A 22,176-nucleotide genomic window follows, 5' to 3' on the forward strand; every position below is an offset into this window, starting at 1 on the left:
AGTCGTTTCAGCACACTTCTTGAGCCCTGAAATGCAAAACGCCAACCCGAAGGTTGGCGTTCTGTTGAAACAAAAAGCGACTTAGCGCGGAACGACCGGCTTGCGAGCCGGTTTCGGCCCCTTGCCCTTGGCCGCTTCCTTGCGTTCCTTGGCCGCCTGCTGGTTGCGGGCGAACGCCGCAGCCTTGGCTTGTTCACGCTTGTCCCACGGATTGCCACCGTCGCTGGCACGCGGCGGCAGGCCGTTGTGCTGGGTGAGAATCCTGGTGGTCTTCTCTTTCGCGACCTTGTGGCTGCCGGCCGGTGTCGAGTTCTTGCGACGGGCGCTCTGGTAGCTGTCGGTAGCCGGTTGATGCAGCGGAATCAACTGATCCTTGCCCGGACCGATCAGATCACCACGGCCCATGCGAATCAACGCTTCGCGCAGCATCGGCCAGCCTTTCGGATCGTGATAACGCAAGAACGCCTTGTGCAGGCGGCGCTGCTCTTCGCTCTTGACGATGGTCACGCCGTCGCTCTTGTAGGTGACCTTGCGCAGCGGGTTCTTGCCCGAGTGGTACATCGCGGTCGCAGTGGCCATCGGCGACGGATAGAACGCCTGCACCTGGTCGGCACGGAAACCGTTGCCCTTGAGCCACAGCGCCAGGTTCATCATGTCTTCGTCGGTGGTGCCCGGGTGCGCGGCGATGAAGTACGGGATCAGGTACTGCTCTTTGCCTGCTTCCTTGGTGTACTTCTCGAACATGCGCTTGAACTTGTCATAGCTGCCAATGCCCGGTTTCATCATCTGGTTGAGCGGACCTTCCTCGGTGTGTTCCGGGGCGATCTTCAGGTAACCGCCAACGTGGTGGGTCACCAGCTCTTTGACGTACTCCGGCGACTCGACCGCGAGGTCGTAACGCAGGCCGGAGGCGATCAGGATCTTCTTCACACCCGGCAGGGCACGGGCGCTGCGGTACAGCTGAATCAGCGACGAGTGGTCGGTGTTCAGGTTCGGACAGATGCCCGGGAACACGCAGGACGGCTTGCGACACGCGGATTCGATTTCCGGGCTCTTGCAGGCGATGCGGTACATGTTCGCGGTCGGGCCGCCGAGGTCGGAGATGACGCCGGTGAAGCCCGGGACCTTGTCGCGGATCTCTTCGATTTCGCGAATGATCGACTCTTCGGAACGGTTCTGGATGATCCGGCCTTCGTGCTCGGTGATCGAGCAGAAGGTGCAGCCGCCGAAGCAGCCACGCATGATGTTCACCGAGAAACGGATCATGTCGTAGGCCGGAATCTTCTCCTTGCCGTACGCCGGGTGCGGAACCCGTGCGTAAGGCATGCCGAACACGTAGTCCATTTCTTCAGTGGTCATCGGAATCGGCGGCGGGTTGAACCAGACGTCGATCTCGCCATGTTTCTGCACCAGCGCGCGGGCGTTGCCCGGGTTGGTTTCCAGGTGCAGCACGCGGTTGGCGTGGGCGTACAGGACCGGGTCGTTACGCACCTTTTCCATCGACGGCAGGCGGATTACGGTCTTGTCGCGGGTCATGCGCGGGCTGGCCAGGATCTGTACGACCTTGGCTTCCTCGGGATCATCCACCGGGCCCTTCTCTTGCTCGATGGCGCAGGCCTGGGTGTCCTGGGTGTTGACGTACGGGTTGATGATCTTGTCGACCTTGCCCGGACGGTCGATGCGCGTGGAATCGACTTCGTACCAGCCCTGCGGCGTGTCACGACGGATGAACGCGGTGCCGCGCACGTCGGTGATGTCTTCGATCTTGTGCCCGTAGGACAGACGCTGGGCCACTTCGACGATGGCGCGCTCGGCGTTGCCGTACAGCAGAATGTCGGCGCTGGCGTCGATCAGGATCGAGTTGCGTACACGATCCTGCCAGTAGTCGTAGTGGGCGATGCGGCGCAGGGAAGCTTCGATGCCGCCCAGGACGATCGGCACATGTTTGTAGGCTTCCTTGCAGCGCTGGCTGTAGACCAGGCTCGCGCGATCCGGACGTTTGCCCGCCATGCCACCCGGGGTGTAGGCGTCGTCGGAACGGATTTTCTTGTCCGCGGTGTAGCGGTTGATCATCGAGTCCATGTTGCCGGCCGCGACGCCGAAGAACAGGTTCGGCTCGCCGAGCTTCATGAAGTCGTCTTTGGATTGCCAGTTCGGCTGGGCAATGATCCCGACGCGGAAGCCCTGGGACTCCAGCAACCGGCCGATGATCGCCATGCCGAACGACGGGTGATCGACGTAGGCATCACCGGTGACGATGATGATGTCGCAGGAATCCCAGCCGAGCTGATCCATCTCCTCCCTGCTCATCGGCAGGAACGGCGCTGGCCCGAAACATTCGGCCCAGTACTTTGGATAGTCAAATAACGGCTTGGCTGCTTGCATGTCGATAACCGGTGTTGGCTTTCATTGAATTTCGCGGGCGCGGAATATAGCACAAATTTTGACCAATTCCGACGGCTGTGGTCGGAAATTGCGCCACGCCCATTCGCGAGCAAGCCCGCTCCCACATTTGAATGCATTCCAGGTGTGGGAGCGGGCTTGCTCGCGAAGGCGTCAGCTCAAACGATGAAGCATTTACTCGTCGTCGTCGAAGTTGTAACTGCCCGGCGCGAGGTTTTCGAAGCGGGTGTACTTACCGATAAAGGCCAGGCGGATAAAGCCGATCGGGCCGTTCCGCTGCTTGCCGATGATGATTTCGGCGATGCCCTTGTGCTCGGTTTCCGGGTGATACACCTCGTCCCGGTACACGAACATGATGACGTCGGCGTCCTGCTCGATCGCTCCGGATTCCCGCAAGTCGGAGTTCACCGGGCGCTTGTTGGGACGTTGTTCCAGGGAACGGTTGAGCTGCGACAGCGCCACCACCGGGCAGTTGAATTCCTTGGCCAGGGCTTTCAGGGATCGGGAGATCTCGGAAATCTCGTTGGTCCGGTTGTCACCGCTCGAACCCGGAATCTGCATCAACTGCAGATAGTCGATCATGATCAGACCGATGTCGCCGTGCTCGCGCACCAGCCGCCGGGTCCGCGCACGCATTTCCGACGGGCTGATGCCGGCGGTGTCGTCGATGAACAGCTTGCGATCGTTGAGCAGGTTGACCGCTGAGGTCAGGCGCGGCCAGTCGTCGTCTTCGAGTTGGCCGGAACGCACCTTGGTCTGATCGATACGACCGAGGGACGAGAGCATACGCATGATCAGCGATTCACCTGGCATCTCGAGGGAGTACACCAGCACCGCCTTGTCGCTGCGCAGTACGGCGTTTTCCACCAGGTTCATGGCGAAGGTGGTTTTACCCATCGACGGACGGCCGGCGACGATGATCAGGTCGGACGGCTGAAGGCCACTGGTCTTCTCGTCGAGGTCGGTATAACCGGTGGACAGACCGGTGATTGCGTCGGCGGTGTTGAACAAGGTGTCAATGCGATCGATGGCCTTGGTCAACAGCTCGTTTACGCCCACCGGGCCGCCGGTCTTCGGCCGCGCCTCGGCGATCTGGAAGATCTGCCGTTCGGCTTCGTCGAGGATCTCTTCGGCTGTACGGCCTTCAGGGTTGAAGGCGGCGTCGGCAATTTCGGTGCTGATACCGATCAGCTGGCGCAACGTCGCACGCTGGCGAACGATTTGCGCATAGGCTTTGATGTTGGCGACGGACGGCGTGTTTTTCGCCAGCTCGCCGAGGTAACCGAGGCCGCCGACCTGGGACGTCTGACCTTCCTTGTCCAGTTGCTCGGCAAGGGTCACGACGTCGATCGGCATGTTCTGATCGGCCAGTTTGGCGATCGCACGGAAGATCAGACGGTGGTCATGTCGGTAGAAATCGCCGTCGGAGACTTGATCGAGCACGCGTTCCCAGGCGTTGTTGTCCAGCATCAGACCACCGAGTACGGCCTGTTCGGCCTCGATGGAATGCGGCGGCACCTTCAGGGCAGCGGTTTGCAGATCGTATTGCTCGGGAGCGGTGATTTCGTTCATGGCCACTTGGAGTCAGGTTTGAAAACGGGAGTACCAGAAAGACAAAGGGCACGACCTGTAAACAGGATCGTGCCCGATGTTACCGGCAAGCACCCGAGGGTGCCAGCCGACAAGTATTGCTTAAGCTGCTACCACGACAACGCGTACGGTGGCTTCAACTTCGGCGTGCAGGTGCACAGCCACGTCGAATTCACCCACGTTGCGGATGGTGCCGTTCGGCAGACGAACTTCGCTCTTCTGCACTTCAACGCCGGAAGCGGTCAGTGCGTCAGCGATGTCGTGAGTACCGATCGAACCGAACAGCTTGCCTTCGTCGCCAGCGGTGGCAGTGATGGTCACTTCCAGCTCGGCCAGTTGGGCAGCACGGCTTTCAGCCGATGCTTTACGGTCTGCGGCAGCTTTTTCCAGCTCGGCACGACGCTCTTCGAACGCAGCCAGGTTGGCAGCGGTCGCAGCGGTAGCCTTGCCGAAAGGCAGCAGGTAGTTACGGCCGTAACCGGCCTTAACGTTTACTTTGTCGCCCAGGTTGCCCAGGTTGGCGATTTTTTCCAGAAGGATCAGTTGCATGTGGAAATCCTCTTAACTTTTAACCTTCACCGTTCGCGTTATCGGTGTCTTTCGACACGTGACGACCGCGAAAATCAATCAGGCTGTCGACAATGGCCAGAACCACGAGCAACGGATAGAGCAGCTGCATGAACAACAGCAGCGTGACGTACAACCCCACCAGCCAGAAACCGGCCAGTCGCTTCTGCCCGACCAGCCCGTGAATCAGGGCGAGTCCGGCGAACACCAGCGGTACACTGCACAACGGCGTCAACATGGCCATCTGTGCACCGAGATTCGGGCCCAGAAGCATCAACGCCAGCAGCAACATCGCCGGCCCCAGCGGGATCCGGATGGCGCGAAACTCGCGACCAAAACCACCCGGGTTGTACAACAACGCCTGCCAATGCCGCCCGACAATCAGGCTCAGCACGCTGACGATCTGCAACAAAGCCGCAATCAGTCCGGTCAGGACTGGTGCAATCAGGGACGCGAAGCGCGCTTGCTCATCGACCGACAATTGCTTGTAGGTTTCACCAAGAAGCGCCGGCATGACCTTTATCAAGGCCTGCGCGAGCATCTCGATCTGGGCCGCAAACGCTGCCCCGAGCACAACTGAAAACACCACTCCAATCACTACGCTGACCAGCAGCGTGCGAACCCAGGATTCGCTTGCGCGCAACACCAACGCAAGCCCCGAAGACCCCAGCAGCACCAGAAGTGCCCGTGGATCATCGGCATACAGCCACCAGATCAATGCCGGCAGCAGCCCTAGGGACAGGACGCCAATGGCGTCCGTCAGTCCGCGCCGCAGAAGCACCAGGCTCCCGGCGGCAGCACCCAACCAATACAACAACGGCAATGTTGCACATCCGGCCACCACGAGAGTGGCCTGCATACGGCCTCGCATGATGAACTCAGCTAAGGCACGCATGCATTCAATCCTTTGCTACTTGTCGACTGCCCGGTCTCAGCGGCCGTGGCTGTCGGTGTAGGCCAGCAGGGCCAGGAAGCGGGCGCGCTTGATAGCGGTGGCCAGCTGACGCTGATAACGAGCTTTGGTACCGGTGATGCGGCTTGGAACGATTTTGCCGGTCTCGGATACGTAGGCTTTCAGAGTGTTGAGATCTTTGTAATCGATCTCTTTCACGTCTTCAGCGGTGAAGCGGCAGAATTTACGACGACGGAAGAAACGTGCCATTTGATAGGCTCCTTAAAAGGTCCGTGGATTACTCGTCAGCGTTATCGCTGTTGTCGCTGTCATCACCCTCAACGCCATCAGCGTCGGAGTGCTCAGGACGGTCGCGACGCTCACGGCGCTCACTGCGGTTTTCTTCAGCCTTGAGCATCTCGGACTGGCCGGTAACGGCTTCGTCGCGACGGATGACCAGGTTACGGATCACAGCATCGTTGTAGCGGAAGTTGTCTTCCAGCTCGGCCAGGGCCTTGCCAGTGCACTCAACGTTCAGCATCACGTAGTGAGCCTTGTGAACATTGTTGATTGCGTAGGCCAGTTGACGACGGCCCCAGTCTTCCAGACGGTGGATTTTGCCGCCGTCTTCTTCGATCAGCTTGGTGTAACGCTCAACCATGCCGCCGACTTGCTCGCTCTGGTCAGGGTGGACCAGAAAGATGATTTCGTAATGACGCATGAATGCTCCTTACGGGTTGTAGCCTGCCGCTCAAAAACGGTCAGACAAGGAGTGAATGACACTTATGGACTTGCTGGCGCGGGGCACATGCGTGCCTGCCGTCACAGCAAGGGGCGCAATTGTAGAGAAGGGGCTGCGCAGGTGCAAGGCAATTGGTGATTATTTGAACAATCACCGGATACAGGCCACACCACAAAACAATGTAGGAGTGAGCCTGCTCGCGATGAGGGCGCAACATTCAACTTTGATGCTGAATGTAACTCCGCTATCGCGAGCAGGCTCACTCCTACAGGGGATTTGCAACAGGTCAGGCTTTCTTGGCAGCAGCCTTGGCCTTGGCGCCGCGTTGACGCTGTGCTTCGAACAGGCACACACCGGTGGCCACGGACACGTTGAGACTGCTGACGCTGCCGGCCATCGGCAGGTTCACCAGATAGTCGCAGTGCTCGCGAGTCAGGCGACGCATGCCTTTGCCTTCGGCGCCCATGATCAGGATGGTCGGGCCGGTCAGGTCCTGGTCATAAATGCTGACCTCGGCCTCACCCGCCGTGCCGACCACCCACAGACCGCGCTGCTGAAGCTTTTCCAGAGTGCGCGCCAGGTTGGTCACCGCCACCAGCGGAATCACTTCCGCCGCGCCGCAGGCCACTTTACGCACCACCGGCGTCAGGGTTGCCGACTTGTCCTTGGGCACGATCACCGCCAGCGCGCCGGCAGCATCCGCCGAACGCAGGCAGGCGCCGAGGTTGTGCGGGTCGGTCACGCCGTCGAGCACCAGCAACAGCGGTGCGCCTTCGGTGCGGTCGAGCAGCTCGTCGAGCATCGCCTCGCCCCAGACCTGGCTCGGACTGACGTCCGCCACCACGCCCTGGTGTACGCCTTCAACCCAGGCGTCCATTTCGCGGCGCTCGGCCTGACCGATCTGCACACGATTTTCGTTGGCCAGCTCGATCAGGGTCTGCACGCGCGGATCGTTGCGGCTTTCGGCCAGCCAGATCTGCTTGACGCGTTTCGGGTGGTGACGCAGCAACGCTTCTACCGCGTGAACGCCGTAGATTTTTTCCAACTGACTCATGACTTCGCCTTCGGTTTACGCGACCCGCCACTTTTGGCTGGAGCCGAACCCGCTTTTGGCGGGCCTTTACGGTGTTTGCTCGGTTTGGCTGGCTTGCCGCCGGCGGCCTTATCAGGCGCCGACCGTCCGGTCTTTCCCCCAGACGCCGCTTTACCACCGCTTTTGGCTTCGGCCAGCAAGGCCTTCTTCAATTCACGGCTTTTGCGCAGCTCGGCGTTTTTCGCCACAGCATCGCTCGGGCGATAAGCCTCGACGGCTTTCTCTTTGGCTGGACGACGGCTGGCGGTTTTCGCCGGAGCCTTGTCTTCCACAGCCTTGGTCGCTGCCGGAGCAGTGCTTTCGCTGCCGCGCTTCTTGCGGCCAATCGGTGCGCTGATGGTTTTTTCGGCCATCTCGAAGTCGATCTTGCGCTCGTCGAGGTCGACGCGCATCACGCGCACTTCAACGGTATCGCCGAGACGGAAGCTGCGACCGGTGCGCTCGCCCGCCAAGCGGTGATGCACAGGGTCGAAGTGGTAGTAGTCGCCCGGCAGCGCGGTGACATGCACCAGGCCTTCGACGTAGATATCAGTCAGCTCGACGAACAGGCCAAAACCGGTCACGGCGGTGATAACGCCCGGGAACGATTCGCCCACACGATCTTTCATGAACTCGCACTTGAGCCAGTTCACCACGTCGCGGGTGGCTTCGTCGGCACGGCGCTCGCTCATCGAGCACTGCTCGCCGAGTTGCTCCAGCGCCGCTTCGTCGTAGGGATAGATGCGCGCCTTCGGAATGGTCATCGCCCCGGCACGACGAACGTGCGGAGTGTCCTGTTTCGAATGGATCACGCTGCGGATGGCGCGGTGCGTGAGCAGGTCCGGGTAACGACGGATCGGCGAGGTAAAGTGGGTATAGGCCTCGTAATTCAGGCCGAAGTGGCCTTCGTTCTGGGCGCTGTACACCGCCTGACTCAGGGAGCGCAGCATCACGGTCTGGATCAGATGGAAATCCGGACGGTCCTTGATGCTCGCCAACAGGGCCTGATAGTCCTTTGGCGACGGGCCGTCCTTGCCTTTGTGCAGGGACAGGCCGAGCTCGCCGAGGAAGGCGCGCAGTTTTTCCAGACGCTCCGGTGGCGGGCCGTCGTGGACACGGTACAGCGCAGGGATTTCGTGTTTCTTGAGGAATTCGGCGGTGGCCACGTTGGCCGCCAGCATGCATTCCTCGATCAGCTTGTGCGCATCGTTGCGGGTGGTCGGACGGATTTCGGCAATCTTGCGCTCGGAACCGAAGATGATCCGGGTTTCCTGGGTTTCGAAATCGATCGCGCCACGCACGTGACGGGCAGCCAGCAACACTTTGTACAGCGCATAGAGCTGCTTGAGGTGCGGCACCACGTCGGTGTATTCGCCGCGAAGCTTGCGCGCTTCGGTGGCTTTCGGGGTTTCCAGCATCGCGCTGACCTTGTTGTAGGTCAGACGGGCGTGGGAATGGATCACCGCTTCATAGAAGCAGTAGTCGGTCATTTCGCCGGACTTGGAGATGGTCATCTCGCAAACCATGGCCAGACGATCGACGTGCGGGTTCAGCGAGCACAGGCCGTTGGAGAGCTGCTCAGGCAGCATCGGCACCACGCGCTCGGGGAAATACACCGAGTTGCCGCGTACCTGGGCTTCGTTGTCCAGGGCCGAACCGATCTTCACGTAGCTGGAAACATCGGCAATCGCCACGTACAACTTCCAGCCGCCGGAGAACAGGCGCAACTTGCCTGGCTTGGCTTCGCAGTAGACCGCGTCGTCGAAGTCGCGGGCATCTTCGCCGTCGATGGTGACGAACGGCAGATGGCGCAGGTCGACACGCTTCTCTTTGTCTTTTTCTTCGACTTCCGGCTTGAGCTTGGCGGCTTCTTTGAGCACCGCTTCAGGCCAGACGTGCGGAATGTCGTAGGTACGCAGCGCGACATCGATTTCCATGCCCGGCGCCATGTAGTTGCCGACCACTTCGACCACATCGCCTTGCGGCTGGAAGCGCGGCGTCGGCCAGTGGGTGATTTTCACCTCGACGAACTGACCGATCTGCGCGTTGGCGTTGCGGCCTGGCGTAACCAGCACTTCCTGCTGGATCTTCGGGTTGTCGGCAACGACGAAACCGATACCGCCCTCTTCGAAGTAGCGACCGACGATCGTTTCGTGGGCACGGGACACCACTTCGACGATCACGCCTTCACGGCGACCACGACGGTCGAGACCCGAAACGCGGGCCAGCGCACGATCGCCATCGAACACCAGACGCATCTGCGCCGGGCTCATGAACAGGTCATCACTACCGTCGTCCGGCACCAGGAAGCCGAAACCGTCACGGTGACCGCTGATGCGGCCGAGGATCAGGTCGAGCTTGTCCACCGGCGCATAGGTGCCACGGCGGGTGTAGATCAATTGAGCGTCGCGCTCCATGGCGCGCAGGCGGCGGCGCAGGGCTTCGATCTGGTCTTCTGTGGTCAGACCAAACTCTTCGACCAGTTGCTCGCGGGCAGCAGGCGAACCCCGATCGGCGAGATGCGCCAGGATCAGTTCGCGGCTGGGAATAGGGTTTTCATATTTTTCCGCTTCACGAGCGGCCTCGGGATCGAGGGACTGCCAATCGGCCATTAGAGAGTTTTCACCTTGTCTATATGCGGGTTAGTTTGGCATAGGCGCCATCAAACGGGAAATTTCCGACTATATAAGGCCCTTCTGGAGCCTTGTATCGACGCCTGAAAGCCCTTTTGAACACCGCTGGTAAAAAAATTCATTTTTTTTGCTGACAGGGGTTTACAGTTAAAAAGGCGCTCCGTATAGTGCGCGCCATCGACGACGTACACACGTTGACGAGATGCCCAGGTGGTGAAATTGGTAGACACGCCAGCTTCAGGTGCTGGTGACCTTACGGTCGTGGAAGTTCGAGTCTTCTCCTGGGCACCAATTTCGAGCTTGAGACTAGATCAGTTTCAAGGCTCACACAAAACCCGCGAAGGCGGGTTTTTTGCATTCTAAGCAACGGATTTGTTAAAACTGATTAATTAAAATTAAATCAGGGGTTTACAGATCAAAAAGCGCTCCGTATAGTGCGCCACATCAACAGCGGCAACGCTCGCGATGAATGCCCAGATGGTGAAATTGGTAGACACGCCAGCTTCAGGTGCTGGTGACCTTACGGTCGTGGAAGTTCGAGTCTTCTTCTGGGCACCAATTCAAACTCAAGGTTACGACGTTGAGTTTCCCGAAAACCCGCGAAAGCGGGTTTTTGCGTTTCTGGCGTTTGAAAACCTGCAAGCCTCTGTGGCGAGGGAGCTTGCTCCCGCTGGGATGCGCAGCATTCCTCGCTTTTACATCAGTCATGCCCTCTCTCAGGATTAACGACTGCTATGCAGCCGAGCGGGAGCAAGCTCCCTCGCCACAAATGATCACCAGATCATGCTCTAGCAAACCTCCGCCCTCCTCGCAAGGCGCACTTGAGAAACAATATCGTTTATCATTGTTGCAAGTTTTTGCAATGCGACAGTGAGGAACCCTGCGAATGATGTTTCGAAATACCCTGCGCCGCGGCTTGACCTTCACCCTGCTCGGCCTGGCACTCGCCACTCCCCTCACCCAGGCAGCCGATGCGGTTTCCCTGACGCTCTACAACGGTCAACACAAGGAAGTCGGCGATGCGATCGCCAAGGCTTTCGAGGCCAAGACCGGCATTCACGTCAACGTACGCAAGGGCAGCAGCAACCAGCTCGCCAGCCAGGTCATCGAAGAAGGCGACCGTTCCCCCGCCGACGTGATCTACACCGAAGAATCTCCGCCGCTGAACAACCTCGGCGAGCAAGGCCTGCTGGCCAAGACCGACGACGCCACGCTGGCGGTGCTGCCCAAGCAATACGTCGCCGGCAACGGCACCTGGATCGGTGTCACCGCGCGGGTTCGCGTGGTTGCGTACAACCCGAAACTGGTCGATGAAAAAGACTTGCCGAAGTCGGTGATGGAATTCTCCGATCCGAAGTGGCAAGGCAAAGTCGGTTTCGTCCCGACCAGCGGTGCATTTCAGGAACAGGCCGTGGCGATCATCAAGATGCACGGTCGCGACGCCGCCGAAGAATGGCTGACCGGTCTGCGCGCTTTCGGCAAGACCTACAGCAACAACATGGTCGCGCTCAAAGCTGTGGAAAACGGCGAAGTCGCCACCGTGCTGGTGAACAACTACTACTGGTTCGCCCTGCAGCGTGAGAAAGGCAAACTCGACTCGAAACTGCATTACTTCACCGGCGGCGACGTCGGCGGACTGATCACCGTGTCCAGTGCTGCCGTGTTGAAATCCAGCAAACATCCAAAAGAAGCCCAGCAATTCCTTGCCTACATGGCCAGTGAGGAAGGCCAGCGCGTGATCACTCAGACCACCGCCGAATACCCGCTGCACAAAGGTATGGAATCGGATCGCGGGCTCAAGCCGTTCAGCGAACTGCAAGCGCCAAACGTGACCCCGGCCGATCTGGGCAACGCCGAAGAAGCCTTGGACCTGGAACGTGAAGTTGGCCTGAACTGATGGCCACATCGTTATCCGCCCCCGCCGCGCGCGGGGGTTACGTGCCACGGCGCAAACGACCGTCGATCTGGCTGGTGCTGCCGGTGTTATTGCTGGTGGTCATGAGCCTGTTGCCACTGGCCTATGTCGGCCTGAAAGCCTGGCAGGCCGGCTGGGCCGAAGCGCTGCACCTGTTGTGGCGCCCTTACGTATTCGGTCTGCTGCGCAACACCCTGGCGTTGATGGTCGGCGTAACGCTGACTTGCGGCGTGATCGGCTTGTCACTGGCGTGGCTGCTGGAGCGCAGCAATCTGCCGGGACGACGCCTGTGGGGGGTGATTCTGTGCCTGCCGTTTGCGGTGCCGGCGTTTGTCAGCAGCTTCACCTGGGTATCGTTGAGCGCGCAGTTCGAAGGCCTCGGCGGGGCGATTCTGGTGATGAGCCTGTCGAAGTATCCGCTGATCTTTCTGCCGGTCGCGGCGACCCTGCGCAACCTCGATCCGTCCCTTGAAGAATCCGCCCGCACCTTGGGACAGAATCGCTGGGGCGTGTTCTTCCGCGTCATCCTGCCGCTGCTCTGGCCATCGCTGCTGGCCGGCTCGCTGCTGATTGCCCTGCACATGCTGGTCGAGTTCGGCGCACTGTCGATCATCGGCCTGCAAACTTTCACCACCGCGATCTACCAGCAATTCGAACTGGAATTCAGCAACGCCAATGCGGCAATGCTCTCGGCGGTGCTGCTCGCGCTGTGTCTGATGCTGTTGTGGCTGGAGCTGCGGGTGCGCGGTAAAGGGCGCCATGTGCGCACCGGCCAGGGCGCAGCGCGGCAGGCTGAACAAGTACGCCTGGGGCGGTGGGCGGTTGCCGGTCAGTTGTATTGCCTGTTGCTGGCGATTGTCGGCAGCGGGATCCCGTTGGGCATGCTCGCGTACTGGCTGGCGGTCGGCTCTTCGGCAGCGTTCCCGGTCGCGGCGATCACCGAAGCCCTGCTGTCTTCGCTGGCCTTGTCGCTGGGTGGCGCAGCGCTGTGCCTGCTGCTGGCGGTGCCGGTCGGGCTGCTGGTGGTGCGTTACAAGGGGCGACTGGCGATCTGGGCCGAGCGCTTGCCGTATCTGCTCCACGCCTTGCCGGGCCTGGTAATCGCGCTGACGCTGGTGTATTTCGCCCTGCACTACGTGCCGGCGCTGTACCAGACCTCGGCATTGCTGCTGATCGCTTATGCGCTGCTGTTCCTGCCATTGGCACAGGCGCCGATTCGCACGGCACTGAACAAGGCTGCGCCGCAGCTGGAGGAAGCGGCACGCACGTTGGGGGCATCGTCATTCACCGCGTTTTGCCGGGTGACCCTGCCGATCATCTTCCCGGCACTGGGTGCGGCGTTTGCGCTGGTGTTTCTGGATGCGATGAAGGAATTGACGGCGACGCTGTTGCTCAGTCCGACCGGGCTGAACACGCTGGCGACCGAGGTTTGGGCGCATACGGCAAATGTCGAGTTCGCGGCGGCAGCGCCTTATGCGGCGTTGTTGATTGTGGTGTCGGGGTTGCCGGTGTATCTGCTGACGACGCGGATGTATCTGAGCCGCTGAAATCGCCTTCGCGAGCAAACCCGCTCCCACAGTTTGACCGAGCTCCCACCTGGGAATGCGATCGAATGTGGGAGCGGGCTTGCTCGCGAAGAGGTCCGCCCGGACACCTTTAAGCCCTGAACTGCCCCAGGCTGGCTTTCAACTGCGCCGCCAGCCCATCCAGTACCTTGCCACTGGCCGTGGTTTCCACCACCGCTTGCGCCGCTTTCTCGGCCTGGGCATGAATCGTTTCGACCCGCCCACGCACTGCCTGCGCGCCCTGCGCCTGATGCGCCGCTGCCTGCGTTGCCAGACCGATCGCCGCATGCACCTGCTCGACCGAGGCCTGCACTGACTGCTGCAACCGTGCGCTGTCGCGTAACACCAGCAAACCTTCGCTGGCCTGACGCCCCGCCTGACCGATCGCTTCTACCGCTTCACGCGCGCCCTGCTGCAACGCGACGATGTGCGCCTGAATGTCGCCGGTCGAGCTTTGCGTCTTGCTCGCCAACGCGCGCACTTCATCCGCGACCACGGCAAAACCGCGCCCGGTCTCACCGGCCCGCGCCGCTTCGATCGCCGCATTCAAGGCCAGCAGGTTAGTTTGCTCGGCGATGCCGTGAATCACCGTCAGCACCACTTCGATCTGTTCGCTCTGCTGCGCCAGTCGCTCGATGACTTTCGCCCCGGTATCAACCTGCCCTGCCAGCGCCTCGATCAGGCTGCCGACTTTCGCCGAGGTACGAGTGTTTTCATCGGTGGCCTGACGAATATCCACCACCTGCTTCAATGCAGCCTGCATGGCATGGCTTTCCGACTGCGCCTCATCAGCCATTTGCGACAGCGCGCGCAGGCTTTCCGCCACTTCGTCACGCTGCATCCCGGCCGCCGCATCCGCCCCGGCATTACGCAGGGTCATGGCACCAATCTCGACACCGGTACGCTGCGCGACATCGCCCGCCTCGCGCACGATCGGCTGCAACTTATCCACAAAGCGATTGACCGCTGAGGCCATGTCGCCGATCTCGTCCTTGCTGTGGATCTGCACGCGTTTGGTCAGATCGCCCTCGCCCGCCGCCAGATCATCCATCGCGGCATTGAGCATCTTCAGCCGATTGACTACGCGATGGCCGAGCACGACCGCGAGCAACAGCAGCACCCCGCAACCGACCAGCGCCAGGCCCATGCCGATCCGCCAGCGCAAGGTCGCAGCGGCGTCCTGTACCGTGCTGGTGGTATTGGCTTTCATTTCGGCAGCGGTGGATTGCGCCGACTGCAGGCGCGCCTGCATTGCCGTCGCGCTGTCGGCGGCGGCGCCCTTGAGGCTGTCGCCCACCAGTTGATCGCTGCTGGCGATCAGCGCCGAGAAGCGCTGGTCGAGCGCCGCCAGATCGGTGTCCACCGAAGCCGTCGATACGCCCATCAGCACCTTGCCGATTTCCACGCCGTTGGGATTGATCGAGGCCTCGAGGTAGTAGACCGACGGATCGTTTTTCGCCGCGTCCAGCACTTTATCCAGCGCGCGTTCGCCCTGGCCCTTTTCCAGCAAGGCCTTGTTGATCGGGTTTTCGCGGTTGAGATAACGCGTCAGGTGCTGTCCGGTGGCATCGTCGTAAACCACGAACAACACGTTGGGATTGCGCTGGGCGCGACGAGCAAATTCGGACAGGGTCGGCACGTCGCTGTCCCACATGGCGCGCGGCGCCACCGAGGCGAGCAACTGAGCCATGTCATTGGCCGAGTCCTTGAGGTCCTTTTCCAGTGTCGTACGCAGTTGCGCCTGCTCTTCCTTCAGACGGGAAGACAGGCCGGCGGTCAGGCGCTGCCGGGTACTTGAGGAAAGGTTATCGAGGCTTGAGGTGACTTCACGCCCGGCCTGCTCCAGCTCGCCGGAGAGCTTTTGGCTGTCAGCGCCCAGACGAGCGCCGAGATCGGCTTCCAGCGCCGTGACCGTGCTTCGTGTCAGGGCGACTGCCACCAGCACTTGCACCAAAAGGGCGATACCAAGGGTAACGAACACGGGCCGCAACAAACGGCTTTGTAACAGTGAGAGAACGGCCGACACTGTGAATCCCTCTACTTCTGACGCCATTAATTTGATGGCACTCTTGTAGGAAGATTTACAGCAAAGGTCATGCCGTCCAACAGGCATAAACGACAAAGGCCCCGATTAAGGGGCCTTTGTTTTTTACATCAACGACTTATCAAGCGAACGGATGACGCAGCACGATGGTTTCGTTGCGATCCGGGCCCGTCGAAATAATGTCGATCGGCGCGCCGATCAACTCTTCAACGCGTTTGATGTAGGCACGAGCGTTAGCTGGCAGCTCTTCCAGGGTTTTGGCACCCACGGTCGATTCGGTCCAGCCCGGCACTTCTTCGTACACAGGCTGCAGGCCCACGTAGCTGTCAGCGTCAGTCGGCGCCACGGCATTGCCTTGCGCGTCCTTGTAGCCGGTGCAGATGTTGATGGTTTCCAGACCATCGAGTACATCCAGCTTGGTCAAGCAGATGCCCGAGATGCTGTTCACATCGATAGCGCGACGCAGGATGACGGCGTCGAACCAGCCGCAACGACGGGCACGGCCGGTGGTAGCGCCGAACTCGTGACCTTGCTTGGCCAGGTGCGCACCCACGTCGTCGAACAGCTCAGTCGGGAACGGACCCGAACCGACGCGAGTGGTGTAAGCCTTGGTGATGCCCAGGATGTAGTCGAGGAACATCGGGCCAACGCCCGAACCGGTCGCCACGCCACCTGCGGTGGTGTTGGAACTGGTCACGTACGGGTAGGTACCGTGGTCGATGTCGAGCAACGAACCCTGAGCGCCTTCGAACATGATGTCCTTGCCGGCGCGACGCAGGTCGTGCAGCTCGGCAGTCACGTCGAGCATCAGCGGCTTGAGCAGCTCGGCGTATTCCTTGCACTCGGCCAGGGTCTTTTCGAACTCGATGGCCGGCTCTTTGTAGTAACCGACCAGCATGAAGTTGTGGTAATCCACCAGCTCACGCAGCTTGTCTTCGAAGCGCGGCATGTTCAGCAGGTCGCCCACGCGCAGGCCACGACGTGCAACCTTGTCTTCGTAAGCCGGGCCGATGCCGCGACCGGTGGTACCGATCTTCAGCTCGCCACGGGCTTTTTCACGGGCCTGGTCCAGCGCCACGTGGAAGGACAGGATCAGCGGGCAGGACGGGCTGATACGCAGGCGCTCGCGCACCGGTACGCCTTTCTCTTCCAGCTTGGTGATCTCACGCAGCAGGGCGTCAGGTGCAACCACCACGCCGTTGCCGATCAGGCACTGCACGCCTTCGCGCAGTACGCCCGACGGAATCAGGTGCAAGACGGTTTTCTCGCCGTCGATCACCAGGGTGTGGCCAGCGTTGTGGCCACCTTGGTAGCGCACTACGGCGGCAGCATGTTCGGTCAGCAGATCAACGATCTTGCCTTTGCCCTCATCACCCCATTGGGTGCCCAGGACTACGACATTCTTACCCATAACACTTGTCCTCATTCGCGCAAACTTGGTGCCGGCGATGGCCGGCAGGAAAACTCAAGAAGCCAGTGGCGATACTTGCCAAAGCCCGTTCTGCTGAATCAATTGCCGGTCGCAGTCCGCATCACGGGCGGCGGCCAAAGGTTGTCCAGGCAATGCCTGAACGACACGCTGACCCTCACTGCGCAACTGGCAAACCTGCTGCCAGAGTGCCGCATCCGTACTGTCAGGCATCCAGATACCGCCAGACGGTAGCTCGATCTCAGCACGCCCCAGGGTCACCAGGGTTTTCAAATCGGTAGAGAAGCCGGTCGCCGGACGGGCACGACCGAAGTCGGCGCCGATGTCGTCGTAGCGACCGCCCTGAGCGATGGACTGGCCCACGCCCGGGACAAACACCGCGAACACCACACCGGTGTGGTAGTGGTAGCCGCGCAGCTCGCCCAGGTCGAAGTACAGCGGCAACTCCGGGAAACGCGTCGCCAGACGATCGGCGATCTCCAGCAAATCTTCCAGCGCCGCCAGCACCGGCGGCGGTGCATTGGCCAGACGCTCACGGGCCGCACTCAGTACTTCACGTCCGCCACACAGATCGACCAGCGCCCGCAGCATGCCGGACAGATCGGCCGGCAGGCCTTCGGTCAAGGTAATGACCTCGTCGATGGCCTTGCGTTGCAACGCATCGAACAACTGCTGCTCGACTTCACCGGACAGACCGGCGGCACGCGCCAGACCACGGTAGATGCCGACATGGCCAAGGTCCATGTGTACATCCGGCACATCGGCCAGTTGCAGCATGGCCAGCATCAGGCTGATCACTTCAACGTCGCTGCTCGGGCTGGCATCGCCGTACAGCTCGGCACCCAACTGGATCGGGCTGCGCGAGGACGACAGTGCACGCGGCTGGGCATGCAGCACGCTGCCGGCGTAGCACAGACGGCTCGGACCTTCGCGACGCAGGGTGTGCGCATCGATCCGCGCCACTTGCGGCGTGATGTCGGCACGGAACCCCATCTGCCGACCCGACTGCGGGTCGATGACCTTGAAGGTACGCAGATCCAGGTCCTGGCCCGCACCGGTCAGCAGGGATTCCAGGTACTCGATATGGGGAGTCACGACAAACTCGTAACCCCAGCTCTGGAACAGATCCAACACCTGACGACGCGCGACTTCAATGCGCGCCGCTTCCGGTGGCAGTACTTCTTCGATGCCATCTGGCAGCAGCCAGCGGTCTACCGTTGCCATTACGCCATTCCCCTTTGATCCGGGCGGCCAGCCTGCGGGCGAGCCTTGAGTGAAGCAGAAAATGACCGATCCGTTCAAAACGCACGCGCATGAACGACGCGGCGAAAGGCCTGTTACCGGCTTCGCCCATCACTTTCCTCGAAAAACGCTCGGGCCATTCAACCCGATGCCTGCAACAAAAAACAGCAATCAAACGTGCAGACGCAAAAAAGCCGGGAATTTCCCGGCTGCCGCATCATACACACGTTTTCCCAAAGGATCACCCCGCCCGAGGTTTTAGCCGCCGGGCGGAATGATTCAGGTCAACGTCGTATCAAGGCTTGGACTTTTCCAGGTAACGGAAGAAGTCGCTGCTTGGGTCGAGAACCATGACGTCGGATTTGTTCGCGAAGCTTTCACGGTAGGCACGCAGGCTACGGTAGAAACCGTAGAACTCCTGATCCTGGCCGTAGGCCTTGGAGTAGATCGCAGCGGCTTGGGCATCGCCATCACCGCGAATCTCTTCGGACTCACGATAGGCTTCAGCCAGCAGCACGCGGCGTTGACGATCGGCGTCGGCACGGATGCCTTCGGCCAGCTCGTTACCCTTGGCGCGGTGCTCGCGAGCTTCACGCTCACGCTCGGTGCTCATACGCTCGAACACACTGCGGTTCACTTCCTTCGGCAGATCGATGGCCTTGACCCGGACATCGACGACTTCGATACCCAGCTCTTTTTCCGCCATCTTGTTCAGCGACGCGGTGATGTCAGCCATCAGCGCATCACGCTCACCCGACACCACTTCGTGCAGGGTGCGCTTGCCGAACTGGTCACGCAGACCGGATTCCAGACGACGGGACAGACGCTCGTCGGCGATCTGCTTGAGGCCGGAAGTCGCGGTGTAGAAGCGCTCGGCATCTTTCACGCGCCACTTGGCGTAGGCATCGACCATCACGGCTTTCTTTTCCAGGGTCAGGAAGCGCTGTGTCGGTGCATCCAGCGTCATCAGACGTGCGTCGAATTTACGCACCTGGTTAACGTAAGGCACTTTCACATGCAGGCCCGGCTGAACATCGGCCTGAACCACACGACCGAATTGCAGCAGCACCGCACGCTCGGTCTGAGCCACGATGTAGAAGCAGTTCCAGCCCACCAGCACCACGACAACGCCAACGATCAGGGCGATCAGCGATTTATTGCTCATCAGCGGGTCTCCCTTGTACGTGTCTGCGGCAGGTCAGTGACATGCGGCGCGACGTCCGTGTTGTTGCTGGCGGCAGCCGAACCGGTGACCGGTGCATTGCTGCCCGAACTGTTCTGGATCATTTTGTCCAACGGCAGGTAAAGCAGGTTGCTCTGGCCGTTCTTGTTGCCGGTCACGAGTACCTTGCTGGTATTGCTGAAGACTTCCTGCATGGTGTCCAGGTACAGACGCTGGCGGGTGACTTCAGGGGCCTTGCGATACTCGGCGACCAGTTTGGTAAAGCGATCCGCCTCACCCTTGGCGCGCGAAACCGTTTCGTCGCGGTAACCGTTGGCATCCTCGAGGATACGCTGGGCCTGACCACGGGCTTCCGGCACGACGCCGTTGGCGTAGGTTTCCGCCTGGTTGCGCGAACGCTGCTCGTCTTCACGGGCGCGGATCACGTCGTCGAAGGCTTCCTGCACTTCACGCGGTGCCGCTGCGCTCTGTACGTTGACCTGGGTGACGGTGATACCGGTGCGATAGGTATCGAGGAAACGTTGCAGACGCTCCTTGATTTCGCTGGCCATCAATTCACGACCTTCGGTCAGCACCTGATCCATGGCGGTCGAACCCACCACGTGGCGCAGGGCGCTGTCGGTCGCATGCTGCAGACTGATTTCCGGCTGATCGACGTTCAGCACGAAGTCCTGCAGATTGCTGATCTTGTACTGCACGGTCAGCGGCACTTCGACGATGTTCTCGTCTTCGGTCAGCATCTGGCCCTGCTTGGTGTAGGCACGCTCACGCGTGACGTTCTCCATGTACTTCTTGTCGATCGGCGGGAAGTAGATGTTCAGGCCGGGGCCGACGGTCTCGTAGTACTTGCCGAAGCGCAGCACCACGGCTTGCTCCTGCTCGTCGACCACATAGACCGCGCTGTACAGCCAGACAGCCGCCAGCACCACGAGGCCGATGCCGAGCAGACCGCCGAAGCCGCCACCACTCCTGCCCGAACCACCGCCGTCATCACCACCGCGTTTCTTACCACCACCGAACAACCCGTTCAGGCTTTCCTGCAGCTTTCGGAAGGCCTCGTCGAGATCCGGTGGCCCCTTGCGGTCGCCGTTATTGCGGCGCTTGCCACCCCAAGGATCCTGATTATTCGAGTTGCCACCCGGCTCATTCCAAGCCATAGCGCTCTCCATCTGATAAAGCAAAGACGCACCCACGGCGCGCCGACCAATGCTACAGAATGCCTGCCGTTGCGGCACAACCGCTTTGCCAGGCTTTTATTGCAAAGTGTGTTGCTCGATGAATTCCATCGGCTGCAATCCTTCGCGGCTTACCAGTCGATTCAACTCGACACGGGGCAAACGAACGGCCAGCAGGCAGATGCCTTCTTCGTCATGCTCTTCTTTCTGTACCGCACCGAGTTCGAAGAACTGCGCACGCAGTCGAGCGAACCGTTGCGGCAAGCGCAATGTCCCCACAAACAAATCACTGCCCAGCAACTCGGCAATGGCTTGCTCAAGCAATTCCAGACCCGTGCCATCGCGCGCCGACAGCCAGACCCGCTGCGGTTTGCCATCGGCATCGCGCTGGATCTGTGGCTCAACGCCTTCAAGCAAATCGAGTTTGTTGTATACCTCGAGGATCGGCAAGTCCTGGGCTCCGATCTCGCCCAGTACCACCATCACCTGCTCGATCTGCAACATGCGATCCGGTTCGGCCGCATCGATCACGTGCAACAGCAGGTCGGAATTGCTCGACTCTTCGAGCGTAGACCGAAATGCCTCGACCAGCTTGTGCGGCAAGTGCCGAATGAACCCTACCGTGTCCGCCAGAACGATCGGCCCCAGGTCGTCCAGTTCCAGACGGCGCAGGGTCGGGTCGAGCGTGGCGAACAACTGGTCGGCCGCGTATACCTCGGACTTGGTCACGTTATTGAACAGCGTGGATTTGCCGGCGTTGGTATAGCCCACCAGAGACACGGTAGGGATATCCGCACGGGAGCGGCCGCGTCGCGATTGCTCGCGCTGGCTGCGCACTTTTTCCAGACGACCCTTGATCTGACGCAGACGAACCCGCAGCAGACGCCGGTCGGTTTCGAGCTGGGTTTCACCCGGGCCACGCATGCCGATACCGCCACCCTGACGCTCAAGGTGAGTCCAGCCGCGAACCAGGCGGGTGCTCATGTGATCAAGCTGGGCCAGTTCTACCTGGAGCTTGCCTTCATGGGTACGGGCGCGCTGGGCGAAGATATCGAGAATCAGGCCGGTACGGTCGATCACGCGACACTCGAAAACACGTTCGAGGTTACGTTCCTGACTGGGCGTGAGAATGTGATTGAAAATCACCAGATCGGCCTTTTCGGCATGGACCAGGTCGCGTAATTCCTCGACCTTGCCGCTGCCAATCAGGAATTTGGCGGTTGGCCGATGACGCGGTACGTTAAAAAACGCAACGGTCTCGGCGCCCGCCGAATTAGCCAATTCCTGAAACTCCTGCGGATCTTCGCGCGCCTCAGGGTCCTGACCTTCCAAGTGAACGAGTATGACTCGCTCACCACCACCGTGGCGCTCAAAGAACAAAGGAGACTCCTATCAGGCGTTACCTGGCTCAGCGTCACCTGCATCGGATTCGGTTGCGCTAGGCAGACGAATTGGACGTACTGGCACGACTGTCGAGATAGCGTGTTTGTATACCATCTGGCTGACGGTGTTTTTCAGCAGGATAACGAACTGGTCGAACGACTCGATCGTGCCTTGCAGTTTGATACCGTTGACCAGGTAGATGGAAACCCCAACTTTCTCTTTACGTAAAGTATTCAAGTAAGGGTCTTGTAGCGAATGCCCTTTTGACATGTGCCGCACTCCTTTAAGGATTCAATAATAAAAATAGGTAATTCAGATGGCTTTGGCCGCCACACCCCCAA

17 protein-coding genes and 2 tRNA genes are annotated in these 22,176 nt (G+C 60.4%); 4 read left to right on the forward strand and 15 right to left on the reverse strand.

Annotation, left to right across the window (positions count from 1 at the left end):
- Positions 1-81: 81 nt before the first annotated feature.
- The 8 genes from V3W27_RS21000 to rnr form a co-directional block, all read right to left on the reverse strand.
- Entirely contained in the window at positions 82-2,385 is a 2,304-nt protein-coding gene (locus V3W27_RS21000; RefSeq protein WP_330207435.1) for a YgiQ family radical SAM protein, read from the reverse strand.
- Positions 2,386-2,577: 192 nt separating this feature from the next.
- Positions 2,578-3,975: a replicative DNA helicase gene (dnaB, locus tag V3W27_RS21005; protein WP_003221138.1), complete on the reverse strand. Its 1,398-nt coding sequence runs from the start codon at positions 3,973-3,975 to the stop codon at positions 2,578-2,580.
- A 120-nt stretch (positions 3,976-4,095) separates the two neighbouring features.
- Entirely contained in the window at positions 4,096-4,542 is a 447-nt protein-coding gene (rplI, locus tag V3W27_RS21010; protein WP_003221136.1) for a 50S ribosomal protein L9, read from the reverse strand.
- A gap of 19 nt (positions 4,543-4,561) precedes the next feature.
- Positions 4,562-5,455, reverse strand: coding sequence for a hypothetical protein (locus V3W27_RS21015; RefSeq protein ID WP_247268689.1), 894 nt, complete (start codon positions 5,453-5,455; stop codon positions 4,562-4,564).
- 36 nt (positions 5,456-5,491) lie between these two features.
- On the reverse strand, positions 5,492-5,722 hold the full coding sequence (rpsR, locus tag V3W27_RS21020) for a 30S ribosomal protein S18 (protein WP_002551829.1): 231 nt from the start codon (positions 5,720-5,722) through the stop codon (positions 5,492-5,494).
- Positions 5,723-5,750: 28 nt separating this feature from the next.
- Complete coding sequence (gene rpsF / locus V3W27_RS21025) at positions 5,751-6,173, reverse strand: 30S ribosomal protein S6 (RefSeq protein ID WP_003221133.1); 423 nt, start codon at positions 6,171-6,173, stop codon at positions 5,751-5,753.
- 307 nt (positions 6,174-6,480) lie between these two features.
- Positions 6,481-7,248: a 23S rRNA (guanosine(2251)-2'-O)-methyltransferase RlmB gene (gene rlmB / locus V3W27_RS21030; protein ID WP_007967448.1), complete on the reverse strand. Its 768-nt coding sequence runs from the start codon at positions 7,246-7,248 to the stop codon at positions 6,481-6,483.
- Positions 7,245-9,878, reverse strand: a complete 2,634-nt coding sequence (gene rnr, locus V3W27_RS21035; RefSeq protein ID WP_202369990.1) for a ribonuclease R — start codon at positions 9,876-9,878, stop codon at positions 7,245-7,247. Before rnr ends, rlmB begins: the two co-directional genes overlap by 4 nt.
- A gap of 225 nt (positions 9,879-10,103) precedes the next feature.
- Here rnr and V3W27_RS21040 point away from each other — a divergent pair.
- The 4 genes from V3W27_RS21040 to V3W27_RS21055 all read left to right on the forward strand — a co-directional run bounded on the left by V3W27_RS21040 (position 10,104) and on the right by V3W27_RS21055 (position 13,361).
- Positions 10,104-10,190, forward strand: a tRNA-Leu gene (locus V3W27_RS21040).
- A gap of 180 nt (positions 10,191-10,370) precedes the next feature.
- Positions 10,371-10,457: transfer RNA gene (locus V3W27_RS21045), tRNA-Leu, on the forward strand.
- Positions 10,458-10,785: 328 nt separating this feature from the next.
- Positions 10,786-11,796, forward strand: coding sequence for an iron ABC transporter substrate-binding protein (locus V3W27_RS21050; RefSeq protein ID WP_003221127.1), 1,011 nt, complete (start codon positions 10,786-10,788; stop codon positions 11,794-11,796).
- The gene (locus tag V3W27_RS21055; RefSeq protein WP_330207436.1) at positions 11,796-13,361 is read left to right on the forward strand and encodes an ABC transporter permease; all 1,566 of its coding nucleotides are present in this window, start codon (positions 11,796-11,798) and stop codon (positions 13,359-13,361) included. Before V3W27_RS21050 ends, V3W27_RS21055 begins: the two co-directional genes overlap by 1 nt.
- A 109-nt stretch (positions 13,362-13,470) precedes the next feature.
- On the opposite strand, the gene V3W27_RS21060 is transcribed toward V3W27_RS21055, so the two are convergent.
- The 7 genes from V3W27_RS21060 to hfq form a co-directional block, all read right to left on the reverse strand.
- A complete protein-coding gene (locus tag V3W27_RS21060) occupies positions 13,471-15,405 on the reverse strand; it encodes a methyl-accepting chemotaxis protein (RefSeq protein ID WP_330207437.1) in 1,935 nt (644 codons plus the stop codon).
- Positions 15,406-15,544: 139 nt separating this feature from the next.
- A complete protein-coding gene (locus V3W27_RS21065; protein ID WP_003221122.1) occupies positions 15,545-16,834 on the reverse strand; it encodes an adenylosuccinate synthase in 1,290 nt (429 codons plus the stop codon).
- A gap of 54 nt (positions 16,835-16,888) precedes the next feature.
- The gene (locus V3W27_RS21070; protein ID WP_330207438.1) at positions 16,889-18,076 is read right to left on the reverse strand and encodes an ATP phosphoribosyltransferase regulatory subunit; all 1,188 of its coding nucleotides are present in this window, start codon (positions 18,074-18,076) and stop codon (positions 16,889-16,891) included.
- 313 nt (positions 18,077-18,389) lie between these two features.
- The gene (gene hflC / locus V3W27_RS21075) at positions 18,390-19,259 is read right to left on the reverse strand and encodes a protease modulator HflC (protein ID WP_027611416.1); all 870 of its coding nucleotides are present in this window, start codon (positions 19,257-19,259) and stop codon (positions 18,390-18,392) included.
- Positions 19,259-20,434 carry an FtsH protease activity modulator HflK gene (gene hflK, locus V3W27_RS21080; protein WP_007967435.1) on the reverse strand — a complete coding sequence of 392 codons (1,176 nt, stop codon included), beginning with the start codon at positions 20,432-20,434 and terminating at the stop codon, positions 19,259-19,261. Before hflK ends, hflC begins: the two co-directional genes overlap by 1 nt.
- 96 nt (positions 20,435-20,530) lie before the next feature.
- Positions 20,531-21,832: a ribosome rescue GTPase HflX gene (gene hflX, locus V3W27_RS21085; protein ID WP_003221114.1), complete on the reverse strand. Its 1,302-nt coding sequence runs from the start codon at positions 21,830-21,832 to the stop codon at positions 20,531-20,533.
- A 12-nt stretch (positions 21,833-21,844) separates the two neighbouring features.
- Positions 21,845-22,105: an RNA chaperone Hfq gene (hfq, locus tag V3W27_RS21090; protein WP_003221112.1), complete on the reverse strand. Its 261-nt coding sequence runs from the start codon at positions 22,103-22,105 to the stop codon at positions 21,845-21,847.
- Positions 22,106-22,176 lie beyond the last annotated feature (71 nt).

It is taken from the genome of Pseudomonas sp. AM14(2022) (genome assembly GCF_036346455.1).
Taxonomy (GTDB): Bacteria; Pseudomonadota; Gammaproteobacteria; order Pseudomonadales; family Pseudomonadaceae; genus Aquipseudomonas; species Aquipseudomonas putida_A.

What these genes read in the sequence shown, in the direction of transcription:
- V3W27_RS21000 (WP_330207435.1), bottom strand. Translation starts at nt 2,385, where the DNA reads ATGCAAGCAGCCAAGCCGTTATTTGACTATCCAAAGTACTGGGCCGAA.
- dnaB (WP_003221138.1), bottom strand. Translation starts at nt 3,975, where the DNA reads ATGAACGAAATCACCGCTCCCGAGCAATACGATCTGCAAACCGCTGCC.
- rplI (WP_003221136.1), bottom strand. Translation starts at nt 4,542, where the DNA reads ATGCAACTGATCCTTCTGGAAAAAATCGCCAACCTGGGCAACCTGGGC.
- V3W27_RS21015 (WP_247268689.1), bottom strand. Translation starts at nt 5,455, where the DNA reads ATGCGTGCCTTAGCTGAGTTCATCATGCGAGGCCGTATGCAGGCCACT.
- rpsR (WP_002551829.1), bottom strand. Translation starts at nt 5,722, where the DNA reads ATGGCACGTTTCTTCCGTCGTCGTAAATTCTGCCGCTTCACCGCTGAA.
- rpsF (WP_003221133.1), bottom strand. Translation starts at nt 6,173, where the DNA reads ATGCGTCATTACGAAATCATCTTTCTGGTCCACCCTGACCAGAGCGAG.
- rlmB (WP_007967448.1), bottom strand. Translation starts at nt 7,248, where the DNA reads ATGAGTCAGTTGGAAAAAATCTACGGCGTTCACGCGGTAGAAGCGTTG.
- rnr (WP_202369990.1), bottom strand. Translation starts at nt 9,878, where the DNA reads ATGGCCGATTGGCAGTCCCTCGATCCCGAGGCCGCTCGTGAAGCGGAA.
- V3W27_RS21050 (WP_003221127.1), top strand. Translation starts at nt 10,786, where the DNA reads ATGATGTTTCGAAATACCCTGCGCCGCGGCTTGACCTTCACCCTGCTC.
- V3W27_RS21055 (WP_330207436.1), top strand. Translation starts at nt 11,796, where the DNA reads ATGGCCACATCGTTATCCGCCCCCGCCGCGCGCGGGGGTTACGTGCCA.
- V3W27_RS21065 (WP_003221122.1), bottom strand. Translation starts at nt 16,834, where the DNA reads ATGGGTAAGAATGTCGTAGTCCTGGGCACCCAATGGGGTGATGAGGGC.
- V3W27_RS21070 (WP_330207438.1), bottom strand. Translation starts at nt 18,076, where the DNA reads ATGGCAACGGTAGACCGCTGGCTGCTGCCAGATGGCATCGAAGAAGTA.
- hflC (WP_027611416.1), bottom strand. Translation starts at nt 19,259, where the DNA reads ATGAGCAATAAATCGCTGATCGCCCTGATCGTTGGCGTTGTCGTGGTG.
- hflK (WP_007967435.1), bottom strand. Translation starts at nt 20,434, where the DNA reads ATGGCTTGGAATGAGCCGGGTGGCAACTCGAATAATCAGGATCCTTGG.
- hfq (WP_003221112.1), bottom strand. Translation starts at nt 22,105, where the DNA reads ATGTCAAAAGGGCATTCGCTACAAGACCCTTACTTGAATACTTTACGT.